Annotated in this window: 2 protein-coding genes; both read right to left on the minus strand. The window is 71.3% G+C overall.

All coding sequences use genetic code 11. The features are described from left to right. Positions 1-17,907 (minus strand): non-ribosomal peptide synthase/polyketide synthase, encoded by a 17,907-nt coding sequence (locus tag ACRWNM_RS08520; RefSeq protein ID WP_431965237.1) that lies wholly within the window; start codon positions 17,905-17,907, stop codon positions 1-3. A 458-nt stretch (positions 17,908-18,365) separates the two neighbouring features. Further along, a complete protein-coding gene (locus ACRWNM_RS08525; protein WP_431965239.1) occupies positions 18,366-19,736 on the minus strand; it encodes a GAF domain-containing protein in 1,371 nt (456 codons plus the stop codon). Positions 19,737-19,761: the final 25 nt, after the last annotated feature.

Here is a 19,761-nt window from a genome sequence, read left to right on the forward strand (position 1 = left end):
CTAATTCCTTTCGGAGACCACGGCCTGAGCCTCGGTGAGGAGGCGGTGCAGCGCGGCGGCGAGACCGCCGCCGCCGAGCGCCGCGAGCACGCCGGGCACCAGCCCGGCGAGGGAGACGTTGATGAGGACTTCCGGTGTCGCGGCTCCGCCCATGGCCTTGGCCACGGTCGTCAGCTTCGCGGCGAGATCGGCATAGGACACCCGGTGCGCACCGTGACTGAACGCGAGTTCGTCCGGCGCGAGAGCGGCTGCGGCGGAAATCAATTCGGGCAGTTCGGCGATCGTGACCGCGGGTGCGGCAGCGGGCCGCTGCTCACCTTCGGTGCGGATGTCGATGGCGCGAATCGCGATCGCCGGGTCCGCCGCGATCGCCGCGAGCACCAGCAGCAGCCGGTCGGCGTAGCGCTGGACCGTCGCGGCGTCGAAAATGTCGGTCGCGTAGCCGAATCGAAGCGCGAGCCCGTCCCGTTCACCCGCGGCGTCGAAGCGTTCGATGCCGGTGAGTTGCAGGTCGAACTTCGCCTCGTCCGGCGCGGGATCGAGCACTTCGACAGCGAGGCCGGGCAGTTCGACGCGGCCCGCGGGCATGTTCTGGAAGGTGAACATCACCTGGAACAGCGGAGAGTACGCGCCGGACCTGGCGCGGCCCATGGCCTCCACCACTTGCTCGAAGGGCAGGTCGGCGTGCGAGAGCGCGGCGAGGTCGCGATCCCTGGCCTGGCGAAGCAGATCGGCGAAGCCGGAGCGCGGTTCGATCTCGGTGCGCAGCACCACCGTGTTGACGAACATGCCGATCAGGTCGTCGAGTTCGGCCGCGCCGCGCCCGGCCACCGGGGCCCCGATGGTGATGTCGGCCGCGCCGGACAGCTTGGCCAGCAGCACAGCGAGTGCGCTGTGCATCAGGGTGAACAGCGTGGTCCCGTGGTCGCGCGCGATCCGCTCCAGCGTGCGGGTCAGCTCGGCGTCGACCGCGCAATCGATCGCGGCGCCGCGCATATCGCGGTGCGCCGGACGCGGGCGGTCGGTGGGCAACGCGAGCACTTCCGGCGCGCCCGCCAATTCCGTTGTCCAGTAGTCGAGTTGTCGTGCGTGCCAGCTCGCGGGATCGGCGGCGGAGCCGAGCAGCGCGCGCTGCCATTCGCTGTAGTCGCCGTACTGGACGGGCAGCGGCGCCCAGCCCGGTTCGCGGCCCGCCGCACGGTCGGCGTAGGCGCGGACCAGGTCCCTGGTCAGCGGCGCGATCGAGTAGCCGTCCGCGCAGATGTGGTGCAGCACGACGACCAGCACGTGCTCGTCGGCGGCGAGTTCGAACAGCGCGGCGCGGACAGGCGGCGCGACGGTGACGTCGAAACCGGCGGCAACGAATTTCGCAATTCGACCGTCGATCTCGCTGGGCTGCACTGGAATCGGCGTCGGATCGAACGGCACCGCGGCGGCGTCGAGCACATCCTGCACCGGGCCTTCTCCGGTGTCCGGATAGCGGGTGCGCAGCGCCTCGTGCCGTTCCAGGACGTCCCGCGCGGCCGCCGCCAGCGCCGCTCGGTCCGTTGCGCCGGTGAGCCGGATGGCGGCCGGGATGTTGTAGGCGGCCGAGTCCTGCGCGAGACGGTTCACCACCCACATGCGCTGCTGCGCGGGCGAGAGGCGGGCCGGGCGGGCGGTGTCGCGCCGTACCAGAGCCGGTCGTGCCTCGGCGTCGTCCTGGTCGGTCAGGCGCTGGGCCAGACGCGCGACGGTCGGCTCCTCGAACACCATGGCGACCGGAACCCGCACACCGAGTTCGGCGCCGAGACGGGCCGCGAGCTTGGTCGCGAGCAGCGAATTGCCGCCGAGCGCGAAGAAGTCGGTGTCGGCGCCGATCCGGCGGTCGGCCGTTGCCCCGTCGATCACCGCGGCGAAGGTGGCGGCGACCAGGCGCTCCAGGTCGGTGGCCGGGGCGCGGAAGGCGGCCTCCTCGAACACCGGCTCGGGCAGTTTCGCGCGGTCGACCTTCCCGTTGGCGTTGAGCGGCAGGGCGTCCAGCGCGACGAGGGCGGCGGGCACCATGTAGGTCGGCAGCCGCTTCGCCAGGCTCGCGCGCAGGTCCGCGGCGGACTCGGCGCAGCCGTCGGCCAGGACGACGTACGCGACCAGGCGCGCGCCTGCCCGCTCGTCCGCCTTGGCGACGGCCACCGCGGCCCGCACCTCCGGCAGCTTCAGCAGCGCGGTCTCCACCTCGCCGAGCTCTATGCGGAACCCGCCGATCTTGACCTGGAAATCGGCCCGCTCCAGGTACTCGAGATTGCCGTCGGCGCGCCACCGGACGATGTCGCCGGTGCGGTACATCCGCGCGGACGACTCGGCCGCGAACGGATCGGCCACGAACCGGTCCGCCGTGAGGCCGGGCCTGTGCTGGTAGCCGCGCGCCAATTGTGCACCCGCCAGGTACAGTTCGCCCGCGACGCCGACCGGGACCGGCTGTAGCCGGTCGTCCACCACGTACACCCGGCTGTTCCAGGCGGGCGTGCCGATCGGCACCGCCTGGCTCGGCCGCTCGGCCACCTCGTGCGCGGTGATCGACACCGCGGCCTCGGTCGGTCCGTAAAGGTTGTAGAGCCGCGCGCCACCGGCCGCCCGACCGAGGAACTCGGCGGCGGTCGCGGGCGGCAGCGCCTCACCGATGGCAAGTACCCGCCGCAGCCCGGCGGGCAGCGGTGCGTCCGGCGACGCCGCCAGCAGCATGCCGATCTGGGACGGCACCGCGTACAGCACGGTGACGCCGTGCCGTGCCATCAGCGCGCGCAGTCGATCCGGGTCGCGCTCGTCGCCGGGCCGGGTCACCACCAGCGCGCCGCCGGTGACCAGCGGGGACCAGAACTCCCACACCGAGAGATCGAAGGTGGCGGGCGTTTTCAGCAGCGTCCGGTCGGTCACGCCGAGCGTGAATCGCTCGCGCAGCCAGGCCAGCTGGTTGACGATCGCCGCGTGCGGCACGGTGACGCCCTTCGGCCGCCCGGTCGAACCGGACGTGAAGATGACGTACGCCGGATGCTCCGTGCGCAGCGGGCGGATCCGCTCGCTGTCCGCGACCGGGGCCGCCGAGAGGTGCGCCGCCACGAGCCGGTCCACCTCGAGGACGCGCACCGAGGTCTCGATCGGCATGCCGTCGGCCACGGTGGTGAGAGCGCAGACCGGTGCGGCGGTGTCGACGATGTAGGCGATGCGGTCGGCCGGGTGGTCCGGATCGACCGGCACGTAGGCGCCGCCCGCGCGGACCACCGCGTACATGGCGATCACCAGCTCGACCGACCGGCGCATGGCCAGCACGACGGTGCGCTCCGGGCCGACGCCCTGCCCGATCAACGCGCGCGCCAGCCGGTTCACCCGAGCGTCGAATTCGGCGTAGTTCAGAGACTTTCCGGTGTCGGCGTCGACGAGCGCCGGAGCGGCCGGGGTGTGCGCCGCCTGCCGGTCGACAAGATCGGCGAGGGTCAGCCGCTCGACCGAATGGGCGGTGGCGTTCCATTCGCCCAGCACACGCGCACGCTCGTCGCCGAGCAGGTCGAGGTCGCCGACCAGTGCGTCAGGCTGTGCGACAACGGATTCCAGCACGCTCTCGAGCAGGTCGATGATCCGCTCGGCGGTCGACGGCTCGAACAAGTCGGTGGCGTAGCCGAGGGTCAGCTGGATGCCCTCGGGCGTGCCGTCGGCGGCGTACCGGTCGACGGCGAACAGGTGCAGGTCGAATTGCGCTACGCCGTTGTCGAATTCGAGCTCGCGAACGGTTAGTCCCGGCAACCGCAGTTCGCCGCGCTCGTGATTCTGGAACGAGTAACCCACCTGGAAAAGCGGGTGTCGGGCGGTGGAGCGCTCCGGATTCAGCACCTCCACCAGTCGCTCGAACGGCACGTCGGCGTGTGAGAAGGCGGCGATGTCGGCGCCGCGAGCCTCGGTGAGCAGTTCGGCGAAGGACTGACCGCCCTCGACGCGGGTGCGCAGCACCAGGGTGTTGACGAACATGCCGATCACGTCGTCGAGTTCGGCCTCCCCACGCCCGGCCGTGGGCGTCCCGACGGCGATGTCGGCGACGCCGGACAGCCTGGCCAGCAACGCGGCGAAGGCGGCGTGCACGACCATGAACAGCGTCGCCCCGTGCGCGCGGCCGAGACCGACAAGCTGCTCGTGCAGCCGCGCCGGCACCAGCCGAGCCGTCTTCGCGCCGCGCAGGCTCTGCCGGACCGGGCGGGGACGATCGGTGGGCAGCGCGAGCTGATCAGGCAGACCGGCCAGCGCCTCGGTCCAATAGGCGATCTGCTCGGACGCGCGGGAGTCCGGATCGTCCTCGGCACCGAGCAGCCCCCGCTGCCACAGCGCGTAATCGGCGTACTGCACGGCCAGCGGTGACCAGCACGGCGCGCGGTCGTCCAGGCGCGCGGTGTATGCCGTCATCAGATCGCGCACGAACGGCGCGACCGATGACCCGTCGGCGGCGATGTGATGCAGCACGCCCGCGAGCACGACATCGTCGGAGCCGATGCGGAACAACCGCATTCGCAGCGGGATCTCGGTGGTGACGTCGAATGCGGTGCCCGCGAGATCCCGAACGCGCTGCGGCAGACGGTCTTCGGTGACATCCACCGGGTACAGTGCCGGAACGGCCTGCGCCGCAGGCAGAATTCGCTGCGTCGGCGCTCCGTCCAGCTCGGGGTAGGTGGTGCGCAGCGATTCGTGCCTGCCGATCACGTCGGCCAGCGCGGACTGGAGCGCGGGTACGTCCACGTCGCCGGTCAGCCGCAGCGCCAGCGGGATGTTGTAGGCGACGGACGCGCCGTCGAACCGGTTCAGGAACCACATCCGCCGCTGGGCGGGCGAGAGCGGCAGCGTCTGCGGTCGTGCGCCCGCCACCAGCGGCGGCCGCGCGGCTCCGGCCTCCCCCGCGCTCACGGTCGCCGCCAGCTCCGCGACTCGCGGCGACTCGAACAGCGCCCGCACGCCGACCGGCTTGCCGAGCGCCGCGCCGATCCGGGCGGCGGCCTTGGCGGCGAGCAGGGAGCTGCCGCCCAGCGCGAAGAAGTCGTCGTCGGCCCCGACCTGGCCCGCGGCCGAAAGACCGAGCACCTCGGCGTACACACCGGCGACGATCTCCTCGACGACCGTGCCGGGCTTGCGGTAGGTCGTCGCCGCGAAGACCGGGGCGGGCAGCGCGGCGCGATCGAGTTTGCCGTTGACCGTCAACGGGATTCGATCCAGCGCGACGACAGCGGCGGGCACCATGTGCTCGGGCAGCGTGCGCGCCAGCTCCCTGCGCAACGCGGCCGCGTCGAGCGAGCCGTCCGCGACGACGTAGGCGACGATCCGCGCCTCGTCCACCAGATCGGTCCGCACCACCACCGCGGCCTCGGTGACCGCACCGGTGTCGAGCACGGCCGCCTCGATCTCGCCGAGCTCGATGCGGAACCCGCGCAGGTTCACCTGCTGGTCGGCGCGGCCGAGGTACTCCAGCTCGCCGTCGGCGGTCCAGCGCGCCAGATCGCCGGAGCGGTAGGCGCGCGAACCGTCGGCCGCGTAGGGATCGGCGACGAAACGGCTCGCGGTGAGCGCCGCCCGGCCCAGGTAGCCGCGAGCCAGCTGACCGCCGGAGACATAGATCTCGCCCGGCACCCCGACCGGCACCGGCCGCAGCCGCGCGTCGAGCACCCGCACCGTGAGCCCGGGAATCGCGCCGCCGATCACGCTCGCCGACCCCGTGCCCGGCTCGATCGGGCGGTACGACACATGCACCGTGGTCTCGGTGATGCCGTACATGTTCACCAGGCGCGGGCCGTCGGGATAGCGCGCGAACCACCCGGCCAGCCGCTGCGGTTCCAGCGCCTCACCGCCGAAAATCACGTGGCGCAGGGCAAATTCGGCGGGATCGACCGCGGCGTCGGCCGCCATGAGCTGATAGAACGCCGACGGCGTCTGGTTCAGCACCGTCACCGCCCGCTCGACGAGCAGACGGCGGAACTGCTCCGGCGATCGCGACGTGAAGTAGTCCACCACCACGAGTTCGCCGCCGAACAGCAGCGCGCCCCACAGCTCCCACACCGAGAAGTCGAAGGCGTAGGAGTGGAACATGGTCCACACGTCCGAGGGCCCGAACTCGAACCGGCGCCGGGTGTTGTCGAGCAGCCTGAGCACGTTGCGGTGCGGTACGGCAACGCCTTTCGGCCTGCCGGTGGAACCGGAGGTGTAGATGACGTACGCGGTGTGCGCCGGATGCAGCGGGGCCCGCCGGTCGGCGTCGGTGAGCGGCTCGGCGCTCACCGACGCGAGGTCGGCCGCCACATCGAGTACCGGGCCGCCGAACCAGTCGCGCGGCAGGCCCGTCGCGGCGGAGCTGACGGCGCAGACCGGCCGGGCGTCGTCGATCATGTACTCGATGCGATCGGCCGGGTAGTCGGGGTCGATCGGCAGGTAGCCACCGCCCGCCTCGAGCACGGCGAGCAGCGCGACGATCAGCTCGACCGATCGCGGCAGCGCCACCGCCACCAGGGTTTCCGGCCCGACGCCCGCGGCGATCAGCCGCCGGGCCAGTCGGTTGGCCCTGGCCGTCAGCTCGCGGTAGGTCACGACCTCTTCGCCCGCGCGCACCGCGACGGCGGTCGGATCGAGCGCTGCGGCGCAACGGAAGCGGTCTATCAGCGTCTCGTCGGCGGCGGCCAGGTCCGGGCCGGTGCTCGCCCATTCGACCAGCGCGCGGCGCTGTTCCTCCGCGGAGAGCAGCTGGATGTCGCCGACCGCGACCGTCGCGTCCGCGGCGACCGCCGCCAGCACCTGGGTGAACCGGCGGGCCAGCACCGCCACCGTTTCGCAGTCGAAAAGATCTGTGGCGTAGGTGATCTCGATGTCGATGCCGTCGGCGCGGCCGTCCGAATCGTCGGCAGCCACCACGGTGAACTGTAGATCGAATTCGGCGCCGACCGCGTCCAGCTCGACCGGCCGCACCCGAAGCCCGGCCAGCTCGAGCACGGGCACGGTGAAATTCTGCATGGTGAGTGCGACCTGGAAGAGCGGGTGGCGGTTGCGCGCGCGGTGCGGCGCGAGCAGCTCGACCAGCCGCTCGAAGGGCAGGTCGGCGTGCGCGAGCGCCTCCAGGTCGCGGGAACGCACGTCGTCGAGGACGGTCTCGAACCGCGCCCGCGGGTCGATCCGGCTGCGCAGCACCAAGGTGTTGACGAACATGCCTACCAAGCCGTCGAGTTCGGCCTCGCCGCGTCCGGCCACCGGGGTGCCGATGGCGATGTCCGCACTCCCCGACAACCGCGCGAGCAGTACGGCCAGCGCGGCGTGCACGGTGCTGAACAGCGTGGTCTCCCGCTTGCGCGCGAGTTCGCGCAGCTCGCTGTGCAGGTCGGAATCGATGCGCAGCCGGTGGGTCGCGCCGCGATGGGTGGACACGGCCGGGCGCGGCCGGTCGGCGGGCAGCTCCAGCTGTTCGGGCAGGCCGTCGAGCGTGCGACGCCAGAACTCCAGCTGACGGTGCGCGCGCGACTCGGGATCGTCGGCGGCGCCGAGGATTTCGGCCTGCCACAGGGTGTAGTCGGCGTACTGGATGGGCAGCGGAGTCCAGTCCGGCGCGCCGCCGTCGCGACGGGCGGCGTAGGCGGTCATGAGGTCGGCGGCCAGCGGACCGAGCGAGAATCCGTCGGCCGAGATGTGGTGCAACACGAGCAGGAGCACGTGCTCCACCGATTCGGCGCCGGTGAGCGCGAACAGGTGGGCGCGCAGCGGGGTCTCTTCGGTGAGATCGAAAGTGACCGCGGCGCAGGCGGCGAGGCGTTCGGTCAGCGCCGATTCCGCGACCCGCTCCTGGCGCAGCACCGGAGCCCGGCGCGGCAGGACCACTTGCTCGGCGCCGTCGGGTCCGGCCGGGTACACGGTGCGCAGCGACTCGTGCCTGGCGATGACGTCGCCGAGCGCGGCCTCCAGCGCCGGGACGTCGAGGTCACCGCCGAGCCGCAGCGCGACCGGGATGTTGTCGACCGCGTCGCCCGGCCCATCGGCGTCGGCGAGGAAACGGTTCAGGAACCAGATGCGCTGTTGCGCGGGCGAGAGCGGCAATCGCTCGGGCCGCGGGCGGTGGGTCGGCGCCGGCCTGCCGCCACGGCCGCGCAACGCTTCGGCCCGCGTCGCCATAGCGTGCACCCTGGGCGCGTCGAAGAGCAGCCGCACCGGCAGCTGGGTGTCCAGCGCCGCGCCGAGCCGGGCCGCCACCCTGGTGGCGGTGAGCGAATTGCCGCCGAGCGCGAAGAAGTCGTCGTCGAGCCCGACGCGCGGCACGCCAAGCACATCGGCGAATACGCGCGCGACGAGCTGCTGTGCGGGTGTCACCGGCGCGCGGAACGCCGCCGCCTCGAGCACCGGCGCGGGCAGGGCCTTACGATCGAGCTTGCCGGAGGCGTTGAGCGGGAACTCCTCCAGCGAGACGAACGCCGAGGGCACCATATACGCCGGTATGCGCTGTGACAGAGCTGCTTTCACCGAATCTATGTCGATGGCCGACTCCGGCGCGGCGATCAGGTACGCGACGAGCTGCGTACCGTCTCGCACCACGACGACGGCCTGGTCGATCTCCGGCAGCGCGATCAGGGCGGCCTCGATCTCGCCGAGCTCGATGCGCAGACCGCGCAGCTTCACCTGGAAATCGGTGCGGCCCAGGTACTCCAGCTCACCCGTCGCCCAGCCACCCATCGAATCGCTTCGCGATGCGGGAAGCCATCGGACGAGATCGCCGGTGCGGTACATGCGCTCGGCGCTGGCGAACGGATTGGCCACGAAGCGATCCGCGGTGAGATCCGGCCGCCGCGCATACCCGCGCGCCAGCTGCGCGCCCGCGAGGTACAGCTCGCCCGGCACGCCGACCGGCACCGGCCGCAGCCGCGAATCCAGTACGTACACCCGGGTGTTGGCCACCGGGACGCCGATCGGCACGCTGTCGGTGTCCGCGTCGACCACCTCGTGGTAGGTGACGTCGACGGCCGCCTCGGTCGGGCCGTACAGGTTGTGCAGCCGCGCTCCGGTCAGCGCGCGCAGCCGCTGCGCGGGTCCCGGCACCAGCGCCTCGCCGGAGGCGAACACCATGCGCAGCGAATCGCACTGCGCCACCGCGTGTTCCGCGACAAACACCGCCAGCATCGAGGGCACGAAATGCGCCACCGACACCCGTTCCCGGATGATCAGCTCGGCGAGATAGCGCGGATCGCGGTGCCCGTCCGGGCGCGCCACCGCCAGACGGGCGCCGATCTGCAACGGCCAGAAGAACTCCCACACCGACACGTCGAACGTCGCGGGCGTCTTCTGCAACACGACGTCCTCGGCGGTGAGCCCGTATTCGGACTGCATCCACAGCAGCCGGTTCACGATCGCCGCGTGCGACACCGCGACACCCTTGGGCATACCGGTGGACCCGGAGGTGAACAGGACGTAGGCCGCGTTGCCCGGGCCGAGCGCACCGAGCCGATCCGCGTCGGTGAGCGGGGCGTCGGAGTAGTCGGAGGTGTCGAACTGGTCGACATCCAGCACCGCCCACACCCGCGCACCGCCCTCGGACGACGCGAGATCCAGGCCGTCGCCGGTGCGGCTGAGCACACACACCGGCCGCGCACCGCGCAACACGTGCTCGATGCGCTCGGCGGGATGGTCGGGATCCACCGGGACGTACGCGCCGCCCGCCGTGATCACCGCGTACATCGCGACGACCAGATCCAGCGAGCGCCGCATGCCGATCGCCACGGTGCGCTCCGGCCGCACGCCGATGGACACCAGCAGCCGCGCCAACCGGTTGACCCGGCCCGCGAACTCGCCATAGGTGAGCGTCGCGTAGCGACTCGATGTGGGGTGGTGGTCGGGCGACGGGTGGGCCGCCGACTCGTCCTCGAAGGTCACCGCGATGGCGCCGGGGGTCCGCCGTGCCTGCGCCTCGAACAGCGACACCAAGGTCGCCACGGGGCCGAGGGCGCGTGCGGTGGCGTTCCACGTGCCGAGCAACTGGGTGCGTTCGGCGGCAGACAGCGTATCGATGTCGCCGACGAGCACGGCGGGATCGGCGCAGACCTCGTCGAGCACCCGCTCGAGCCGGGCCGCGAACGAGGCGACGGTGTCGGCGTCGAACAGGTCGGTCGCGTACTCGAAGACGGCGTCGATGCCGTCCGCCGTCTCGGCGAGCGTGAGCTGGAGATCGAATTTCGCGGTGTGCGTGTCGATGTCGAGTTCGCCGACGTGCAGGTCGGCCAGCTCGACGGTCGCGCTCGCGGTGTTCTGGAAGTCCAGCATCACCTGGAACAGCGGGTGCCTTGCCGCCGATCGCTCGGGGTCGAGCACTTCGACGAGCCGCTCGAACGGCACGTCGCCGTGGGCGAACGCGCGCAGGTCGCCGTCGCGCACGGCCGCGACCAGCTCGGCGAAGGTGCGTTCGGGTCGCACGTCGGCGCGCAGCACCAGGGTGTTGACGAACATGCCGACGAGGTCGTCGAGCGCCTGCTCGCCGCGGCCCGCGACCGGGGTGCCGATCGCGATGTCCCGCTGACCGGAGAGCTTCGCCAGCATCGCCGCGACGGCCGCGTGCAGCACCATGAACAGCGACGTATTGGCTGACTCGGCGATCTCGCGCAGCCGTCGGTGGGTCGCGGCGGGAATTCGGAAGGCGTGCCGTGCTCCGCGTCCCGAGGCGGCGGCGGGGCGGGGCCGGTCGGCGGGCAGGGCGAGCAGGTCCGGCAGGTCGGCCAATTCGGCGGACCAGAACCGCAGCTGCTCGGCCATCAGCGAGTCGGGATCGTCCTCGGAGCCGAGGATTCGGCGCTGCCACAGCGTGTAGTCGGCGTACTGCACCGGAAGGGGCGACCAGTCCGGCGCGTTTCCTGCGCGCCGAGAAGAGTAGGCGCGCAGCAGGTCCCGCGTGAACGGCGCGATGGACCAGCCGTCCGCGGCGATGTGGTGCAGCGACACGACGAGCACGTGCTCGACATCGGAGCGGCGCAGCAGCGTCAGGCGCACCGGCGGAGCCTGCGTCACGGCGAAAGGCATTGCGGCGAGCGCGCGTACCCGGTCGAGCACCTCGTCGGTCTCGTCGACGATCTCCAGGACCGGGCCGCGGTCCGCGGGAAGGACCTCTTGGCGCGCCGATCCGTCGACGGCGGGGTACCGGGTGCGCAGCGCCTCGTGCCTGACGACGACGTCGGTGACGGCGGCGGCCAGCGCCGTCCGGTCCAGCGGACCGGTGAGCCGGACCGCGGCAGTCAGATTGTTCGCCGTGGATGTCGCGTCGAACTGGTTCAGGAACCACATCCGCTGCTGCGCGTAGGAGAGCGGCACGATCGCCGGGCGCTCCGTGGCGACCAGCGGCTGACGGATGCGCGCGGTCGGCGCGCCCGCCAACTCCGCGGCGAGCGCGACCACGGTCGGGTGTTCGAAGAGCAGCCGCACCGGCACGTCGGCCCGCAGCCGGGCGGCCAGCCGCGCGGCGATTCGGGTGGCCACCAACGAGTTTCCGCCGACGGCGAAGAAGTCGTCGTCGAGACCGACCCGGTCGAGTCCGAGCACCTCGGCGAACACCTCGGCCACCGCGCGCTCGGCCTCGGTGACCGGGGCGCGGAATTCCTTGGCCGCCAACACCGGATCGGGCAGCGCCTTGCGGTCCAGCTTGCCCGAGCTGGTCAGCGGCATGGCCGCCAGCGCGACATAGGCGGAGGGCACCATGTAGGAAGGCAGTGTGGCGCGCAGCCTGCCTGCCAACACCGCGGCCACCTCGGTCTCGGGGAGGTCGGTCACCACGTACGCCACCAGCAGCTCACCGGCCGGATGGGCGAAGACGCGCACCGCGGCGGCGCGCACATCGGGGGCGAGCAGCGCCGCCTCGATCTCGCCGAGCTCGATGCGCTGACCGCGCAGTTTCACCTGGAAGTCGCTGCGTCCCAGGTATTCCAGTTGTCCGTCCCGGTTCCGCCGAACCAGATCGCCGGTGCGGTACATGCGCGCGCCCGCAGGACCGTAGGGATCGGCGACGAATCGTTCGGCGCTGAGCTCAGGGCGGCCGTGATAGCCGCGCGCGAGCTGCACCCCGGACAGGTACAGCTCGCCCACCACCGTTTCCGGCACCGGGCGCAGCCGGCTGTCCAGCACCAGCACGCGGCTGGCGCGCACCGGTCGCCCGATCGGCGTCGGACCCGGGGTCGCGGTCACCGGCGCGTGCGTGGCGTGCACCGTGAATTCGGTCGGACCGTAGAGATTGTGCAGTTCGGCGCCGCTCACGGCGGCGAATTCCGCGGCCGCTTCGCCGGTCATCGCCTCGCCCGCGACGAAGACGGCGCGCAGGGTGGCGATCGACGCGGCGGGCGCGGCGGCGGCGAACACCGTGAGCATCGAGGGCACGAAGGACGTCATCGTGACGCCGTGCGCCGCGATGGTCGCGGCGAGATAGGCGCTGTCGCGGTGTCCCTCGTGCGCGGCGACCACCAGGCGCGCGCCGCTCGTCAACGGCGCGAACAGTTCCCAGACCGAGACGTCGAAGGTCGCGGGAGTCTTGAACAGCACGACGTCGGCGGGGCCGACGCCGTATTCGCCGACGATCCAGCGCACCTGGTTCGCCACCGAGTCATGCTGCACCGCAACGCCTTTCGGGCGGCCGGTCGACCCGGAGGTGAAGATCACGTACGCGGTGTTGGCGGCGCGCAGCGGGCGCAGGCGTTCCTCGTCGAGCACTGCGGCGTCCGCGTAGCCCGACAGATCGAGCGCGTCCACCTCGAGGACCGGCGGCGCGCCCTCCGACGTCACCGCCCATCCGTCGGAGGACCGGGTGAGCACGCACACCGCACGGGCGGAGGACAGCACGTGGGCGAGCCGCGACGCGGGCTGATCCGGATCGACGGGAACGTATCCGCCGCCTGCTGTCAGCGCCGCGTAGGCGGCGAGCACGAAGTCGGCGCTGCGCCGCATCCCGAGCACCACCAGCGTCTCCGGGCCGACACCGGCATCGATGAGACGCCGAGCCAGCCGATGCACCCCCGCCGCGAATGCCGCGTAGGTCAGCGTGTGGTCGCCGTCGATCACCGCGACGGCATCGGGGGTGCGGCGGACCTGCGCTTCGAACGCCGCGAGCACGGTGCCCGCCGCGACCGGCTCCCCCGCTGCGGCCGACTCTCCCGCCGAGCCCGGCTCGATCGCCCGGCCCAGCTCCACCGCCCAACCCAGTTCGGCGGTGTCCAGCAGCGGCAGATCGCCGACCGCCGTGTCCGTGTCGCTCGTCAGCGCCTCGAGCACGCGCAGATACCAGCGCGCGAAGTCGGCGACGGTGGCCTCGTCGAAGAGATCTGTGGTGTAGGTGAATTCGGCCGGGACCCCCGCCGGTGCCGAACCTTCCCCGAGTCCGGCACCGGCGAAGCCTGCGGTGACCGTGAGCTGGAGATCGAACTTGGTCACCCCGGTGTCCAGGGTACCGGTGCGAACCGACATACCGGGGAGTTCGAATCGGATGTCGGCGGCGTTGTCGACCGAGAGCAACACCTGGAAGAGCGGATGCCTGGCCTGCGAGCGCGGCGGGTTCAGCGCGTCGACCACCTGCTCGAACGGAACCTGCGCGTGCCCGAAGGCGGCGAGGTCCGTCGCGCGCACCGCGGCGAGCAGTTCCGCGCCGGTCGCCGCGGCGTCGATCCGGGTGCGCAGCACCAGGGTGTTGACGAACATGCCGATCATGTCGTCGAGTTCGCGTTCGCCGCGCCCGGCGACCGGCGTGCCGACCACGATGTCGTCGCCGCCGGTCAGTCGTGCGAGCAGCAGCGCGAGCGCGGCGTGCAGGACCATGAACTCGGAGAGCCCGGTGGCCCGCGCGGTCGCGGTGACGCGCGCGACCACCGCGGTGGGCACCTCGAAGCGGTACGCCGCGCCGCGTCCGGTAGCGATCGCGGGGCGCGGCCGATCGGCGGGCAGCTCCAGCAGATCCGGTGCGCCTGCCAGCGTCTCGGTCCAATAGGCCAGTTGACGGGCCAGCGGCGCGTCCGGGTCGGATGCCGCGCCGAGCGCCTCCCGCTGCCACAGGCCGTAGTCGGCGTACTGCACCGCGAGCGGAGACCAGTCCGGCGTCCCGCCCGCCCGGCGAGCGGCATAGGCCGTCATCACGTCGCGGGCCAACACGCGCAGCGAAAGCCCGTCCGCCGCGATGTGATGCAGCACGAGGGCCAGGGCGTAGCCGTCGGAGTCGACGGCGAACAGCCGCGCGCGCAACGGGATCTCGCACTCCAGGTCGAAGCCGGTGGCGGCGAATCCGGCCAGCGCCGCGTCCAGCTCGGCCGCGCCGATCGGCTCGGTTGCGCCGAGCACCGCGACCTCGTCGGCGGACAACACGATCTGCTGCGCAGGGACATCGTGGTCCGGCTCGTCGAGCACGGCGGGGAACACGGTGCGCAGCACCTCGTGCCGCGCCACCACGTCGCCGATCGCCCGCCGCAGCGCGGTCACGTCCACCTCGCCGCGCAGCCGCGCCACGAACGGCATGTTGTAGTCGGCGGAGCGTTCGAAGCGGTTCAGGAACCAGATCCGCTGCTGCGCGGGAGAAAGCGGAACCAGCGGCGGCCGCGGTACCACCCGCAGCCTGCGGGGCGCGGACGCGCCGCCGGTTCCGCCCGCCCGCTCGATCAGTTCCGCGAGATCGGACACCGTGGTGGCGGTGAACAATTCGCGGACTCCGAGCGGGCAGCCCAGGTCGGCGGCCAGCCGGGCGGTCACCTGCGTGGCCACCAGGCTGTTGCCGCCGAGTGCGAAGAAGTCGTCGTCGCGGCCGACCGACGCGCGGCCGAGCACCTCGCCGAACACGCGGGCGACCGCCTGCTCGACTTCGGTGACCGGCGCGTGGTATTCGGCGCTGCGCCGCGGCGGCGCGGGCAGGGCCGCGCGGTCCAATTTGCCCGACGCGTTGACCGGGAGGGCGTCGAGAACCACGTAGGCCGCGGGCACCATGTAGCCGGGCAGCGATCCCGCCGCCGCGGCCCGCAGCTGTTCGGGCCGCACGGTGCCGGGCTCGGACTCCACCGCGTACGCCACCAGCTGTTCGCCGGCGCCCGCGGCGTCGCGCACCACGACGACGGCGCGCACCACCGAGTCGACCGTGCCTAGCACCGCCTCGATCTCGCCGAGCTCGATGCGCAGGCCGCGCAGCTTCACCTGGAAATCGGTGCGACCCAGGTATTCCAGTTCGCCGTTGGTGGTCCAGCGCACCAGGTCACCGGTGCGATACATCCGGTCGCCCGGCGCCGCGGGCCCGTCCTGGCCCGCGAACGGGTCGGCGAGGAAACGCGCGGCCGTCAGGCCGGGCCTGGCGACATAACCCCGGGCGAGCTGTACCCCCGACAGATACAGCTCACCCGGAGCCCCGACCGGCACCGGCCGCAGCCGGGAATCGAGCACATAGAGCCGAGTGTTGAACACCGGCGCTCCGATCGGCACCGAGAGGGTATCGGTATCGGTCACCTCGTGAAAGGTGACGTCCACCGCAGCCTCGGTGGGACCGTACAGGTTGTGCAGCCGGGCGCCGGTCAGCACCCGCATCCGCTGGGCCAGCGCGGCGGGCAGCGCCTCACCGGAAGCGAAGACCGAGCGAAGCGTGGAATCGCGCGCGATGTCCTGATGCGCCAGAAAGGCTTCCAGCATCGACGGCACGAAATGCGCGGTGGTGACGCCATATTCGGCGATGACTTCGCGCAGGTAGGCCGGGTCGCGATGGCCGTCGGGCTGCGCGAGCACCAATGTGGCACCGATCTGCAAGGGCCAGAAGAACTCCCACACCGACACGTCGAACGTCGCGGGGGTCTTTTGCAGCACCACGTCGGCCGCGGTCAGCCGATAGGTCTCCTGCATCCACACCAATCGGTTCACGATGGCCTCGTGGGTCACCACCACGCCCTTGGGCTTGCCGGTGGAACCGGAGGTGAAGATCACATACGCGGGGTGGTCCTGCCGCAGCGCGGCGGTGCGCTCGCGCTCCCAGACCGGACCGTCCGGATATCCGCGCTGCTCCAGGCGATCCAGCCGCACCACCGGCACGTCGACCGCGAGGTCCTCGGCGGTGAGGACACAGGCGGGCCGGGCGGTGGCCAGGATGTGCGCGGTGCGATCGGCCGGGTGGTCCGGGTCCAGCGGCACGTAGGCCGCGCCCGCCGTGAGTACCGCGTACATGGCGACGACCAGCTCGGGCGACCTGCGCAGGTGCAGGGCGACCAGGGTCTCCGGTCCGACACCGCGCTCGATCAGACACCTGGCCAGCCGGTTCACCTCGGCGGCCAGTTGGCGGTAGGTCAGCGTGGCGTCCGGTGCGTCGGCCCCGCGCAGCGCAACGTCCCCGCGCAGCGCAACGTCCCCGCGCAGCGCAACGTCCCAGCGCAGCGCGACCGCGTCCGGGGTTCGGGCCGTCTGCGCCTCGAACATCGCCACCAGCGTCGCGGCGGAGTGCGCGCCCGGCGCACGGGTGGCGACAAGCGCCTCGACATCGCAGCCGGTGGCGTTCCATATTCGGGTGCTGACCTCGATCTCCAGCTCGGTCGCCACATCGATCGCGGCCATCGGCGCGTCCAGGTCCGCGGCGACCAGCCGCTCCAGGTACTGCACGAAACGGGCGTGATGGCGGGCCAGGTCGTCGGCCGCGTAGAGGTTCGGGTTCGCCTCGAAATCGACGTGCACGCGGTCGCGTTCGCCGTAGTAGACGTTCAGGCTCAGGTCCTCCACCGGTCCGGTGGACAGCACGTGGTACCGGCCCGTCGTGGTGCCGAGCGTCAGGTCGCTGCGGAACAGCATGATGTTGGCCAGCGGGCCGAACAACGCGCGCCGGGCCGGGCGGCCGTCGTGGTCGGCGTCGCGGCGAATGTCCTCGTGCCGGTACCGCTGGTGCCGCAGCGCCCCGGCGACCTCGACGCGGGTGGCGCGCAACAGGTCACCCCAGGTAGCCGCGCCCAGCGACATCCGCAGCGGCACGATGTTGGAGAGCATGCCCGCCGAGCGCCGCATCACGGCGGTGGTGCGCGCGGTGACCGGCAGACTCAGCACCACGTCGTCGCGGTCGGTCAGGCGGCCGAGGTATCCGGCGAAGGCCGCGAGAAGCACCACCGCGATCGTCGAATCCTGGCTCTCGGCAACGGTGTTCATTCGATCGACCAGCTCGTCGGGCAGGCCGCGTCCGACGATCAGGTTGCTCGCCGCGCGCGGGGCGGTGCGCGGGTCCAGGCTGGTCACGCCGTCGAGCCCGGCCACCCGCTCGGCCCAGTGGGCGCGGTCGGTCGCGTAGCGCCCGCTCTCGCGGTAGGCGATCTCGCCCTCGACGAGCGTCTCCAGGCTGCCCGGCCGGATGGCTTCCGGCTCCGCGCCGAGCACCCGCGCGGTGTACCGCTCGGCCACCCGTATGGTGTTGGTCAGCGCGCCGTAGCCGTCGAGCACGATGTGGTGGGCGCGCAGGTACCAGAAGTAGCGTCGATCGGCGATGCGCAGCACCGCGCCCGCGAACAGCCTGTCGCGCACCAGATCCACCGGGGCGCAGGCATCGGCGCGCATCCACTCCGTGGCGGCGGCCACCGGGTCGGCGTGCGAGCGAAAGTCGATCAGTGGGATGTCGATGGACAGTTCGGTGTCGACGCACTGATACGGCGTGCCGCCCTCCTCGCCGAGCCGCACCAGCGTGGACCCGTAGTCGAGCGCCGCCGCGCGCGAAACCTCCTGCAGCAGTGCCGCATCCAGCTCGCCCTGCACGTCGACGTACTGCGCGACATTGATCGGGACCTGGGGCTCGAGCAGCTGCGCGTACCAGAGGCCGAGCTGCGCGGGAGCGAGCGGAAACGATGTGAGGGACGGTGTATGGCTCGCCGCGTTCCCGTTCGGCCGCGCGCTGAACCCACCCAACTCCGTACCGTGCACCAGAGCCTCCTCGTTAAGCGAAAGAACAGCTGGCCGAAGGCTTTTGGGCAGCACGAAGAAACCCCCGGCGGGTGGGTCCTCCGACCCGACGCCTGGCATCGGCGCCACTACAGGCGATTCGGCGAGAGCGCGACGGTGACGACGTCACCCGCGCGAGATCCAACAAATTGGTGAGACGAGATCGGCGGCCGGAGCCGCCGTGCCTAACTCTTGATCGTTCCTCCAACTCCACTGCCGGGGGACTCGGTCCACGCCCCCGGTGGTGTTTCCTACGTCACACGGATGTCACCGCGCATTGCGAACATTAGGCGGTCGGGAAATAAAAAGGAACAAGTTCCGATAAAAAACCTGGACGGTTGTCCATCTCGCTCGCGGACGACAGCTAACTCCGAGCAGAATTGTGCGCGCGACCACAATCCGTGTCGCTTTGTGAGCTACCGCACTTTCAGATGTGCAGACTATGAGCCGGAACGTTGCATCCGCGTTGCATCGGCGCCGAGGCGGCGATCGAGTACCCGAATCTTGGCCTCGATCTGCGCATACAGCGGAGAATCGCGATCTACGGCCGCGCGGTATACGGCCCATGCCGCGGCGTCGTCGCGACCTTCCGCGCCGGCGGTCCAGCGCCGCAACACCGCGGCATCACGCGAACCGAGCACCGCGGTACGCAACCGCACGCGCAGTTCGTCTCGAATATCGATAATTCCCGGTGCGGTGGAACGCGGCAGCACCGGACCGGCATAGAGACGTAATGCGGAATCGACATCACCGGAGTCGAGTGCCGCCCGCAGCGCCTCCACATCGGTTGCGACATGGACGCGCAACTTGTATGGGCGCGAACCGAACACGGTCGGACCGACCACCGACCGCAGCCGGGACATGGCGGCGCGGATCGTGCCGTTGTCCAGATCGGTGTCGTCGAGCAGCAGTGCGAGGTGGTCGGCGCCGAGCCCCTCGGGATGCTCGGCCAGCAGCAGCAGGATCTCGGCGTGCCGCTGCGACAACGGAACCCGATCGCCCGCGATGGTCAGTTGCGGCTGCCCGAGACCGAGCACGTCGAGGCCGAGACCGCGCGACTCGGCGGCCGCCACGGGTTCCGGCCGTTCCCGCCCATGCAGGCCGTGCCGACCCGAGCGCATCGCACTGAGCACCAGATCCATCTCCGCGGCGGTGGCCGTCGCCTTCACCAGCGCGAGGATCTCGGGCTTCGCCACCCGCACACCCCCAGCTATCACCAGGACACCCACCAGCCTGCCGTCCGGGTCGTGCACCGGCGCTGCGGCGCCGGTGATCTGGTGCATGCGGTGCAAAAAGTGCTCTGGCCCATGGATCCAGGCGGCGCGGCCGGTGCGGACGACCAAACCCACCGCATTGGTGCCGACCCGGCGCTCGCTCAGATCATCGCCCGCGCGCAGTCCGATCTCCGCTGCGGCCGCGACTTGTTCGGGTTTGCCGTGCACCGAAAGTACTCGCCCGAATTGATCGGCGATCGCGACTATCAGACCCGTACGAGCCGCGTCTTCGACGAGCAATTTATCGATCAGCGGCATCAGGCCCGCCATCGGATGAGCATCCCGATAACGTTGCAAATCGGCTCCGCGCAAGCCGCGTTCGCTCAGCACGTCCATCGGATCGACGCCGGTACGCAGGCTGCGCAACCAGGATTCCAACACGAGCGGACGCAGCAAACCGGCTAGCTGCGCGAGCTGCTCGCCACCCGCGCTAAGATATCCATGTGCTTGTGCGGCATAGGCTTCCAGTGCGCCGAGTTGCGTGCCAGGTTCGACGCCGTGCCGTGGGGACCGCCCACCTGCAAGATTGCTGACCATTTGCCTTTCTTTCCGCCCCAAACTG

Origin of the sequence: Nocardia sp. bgisy134, assembly GCF_965341865.1 — a bacterium.
Classification (GTDB): Bacteria; Actinomycetota; Actinomycetes; order Mycobacteriales; family Mycobacteriaceae; genus Nocardia.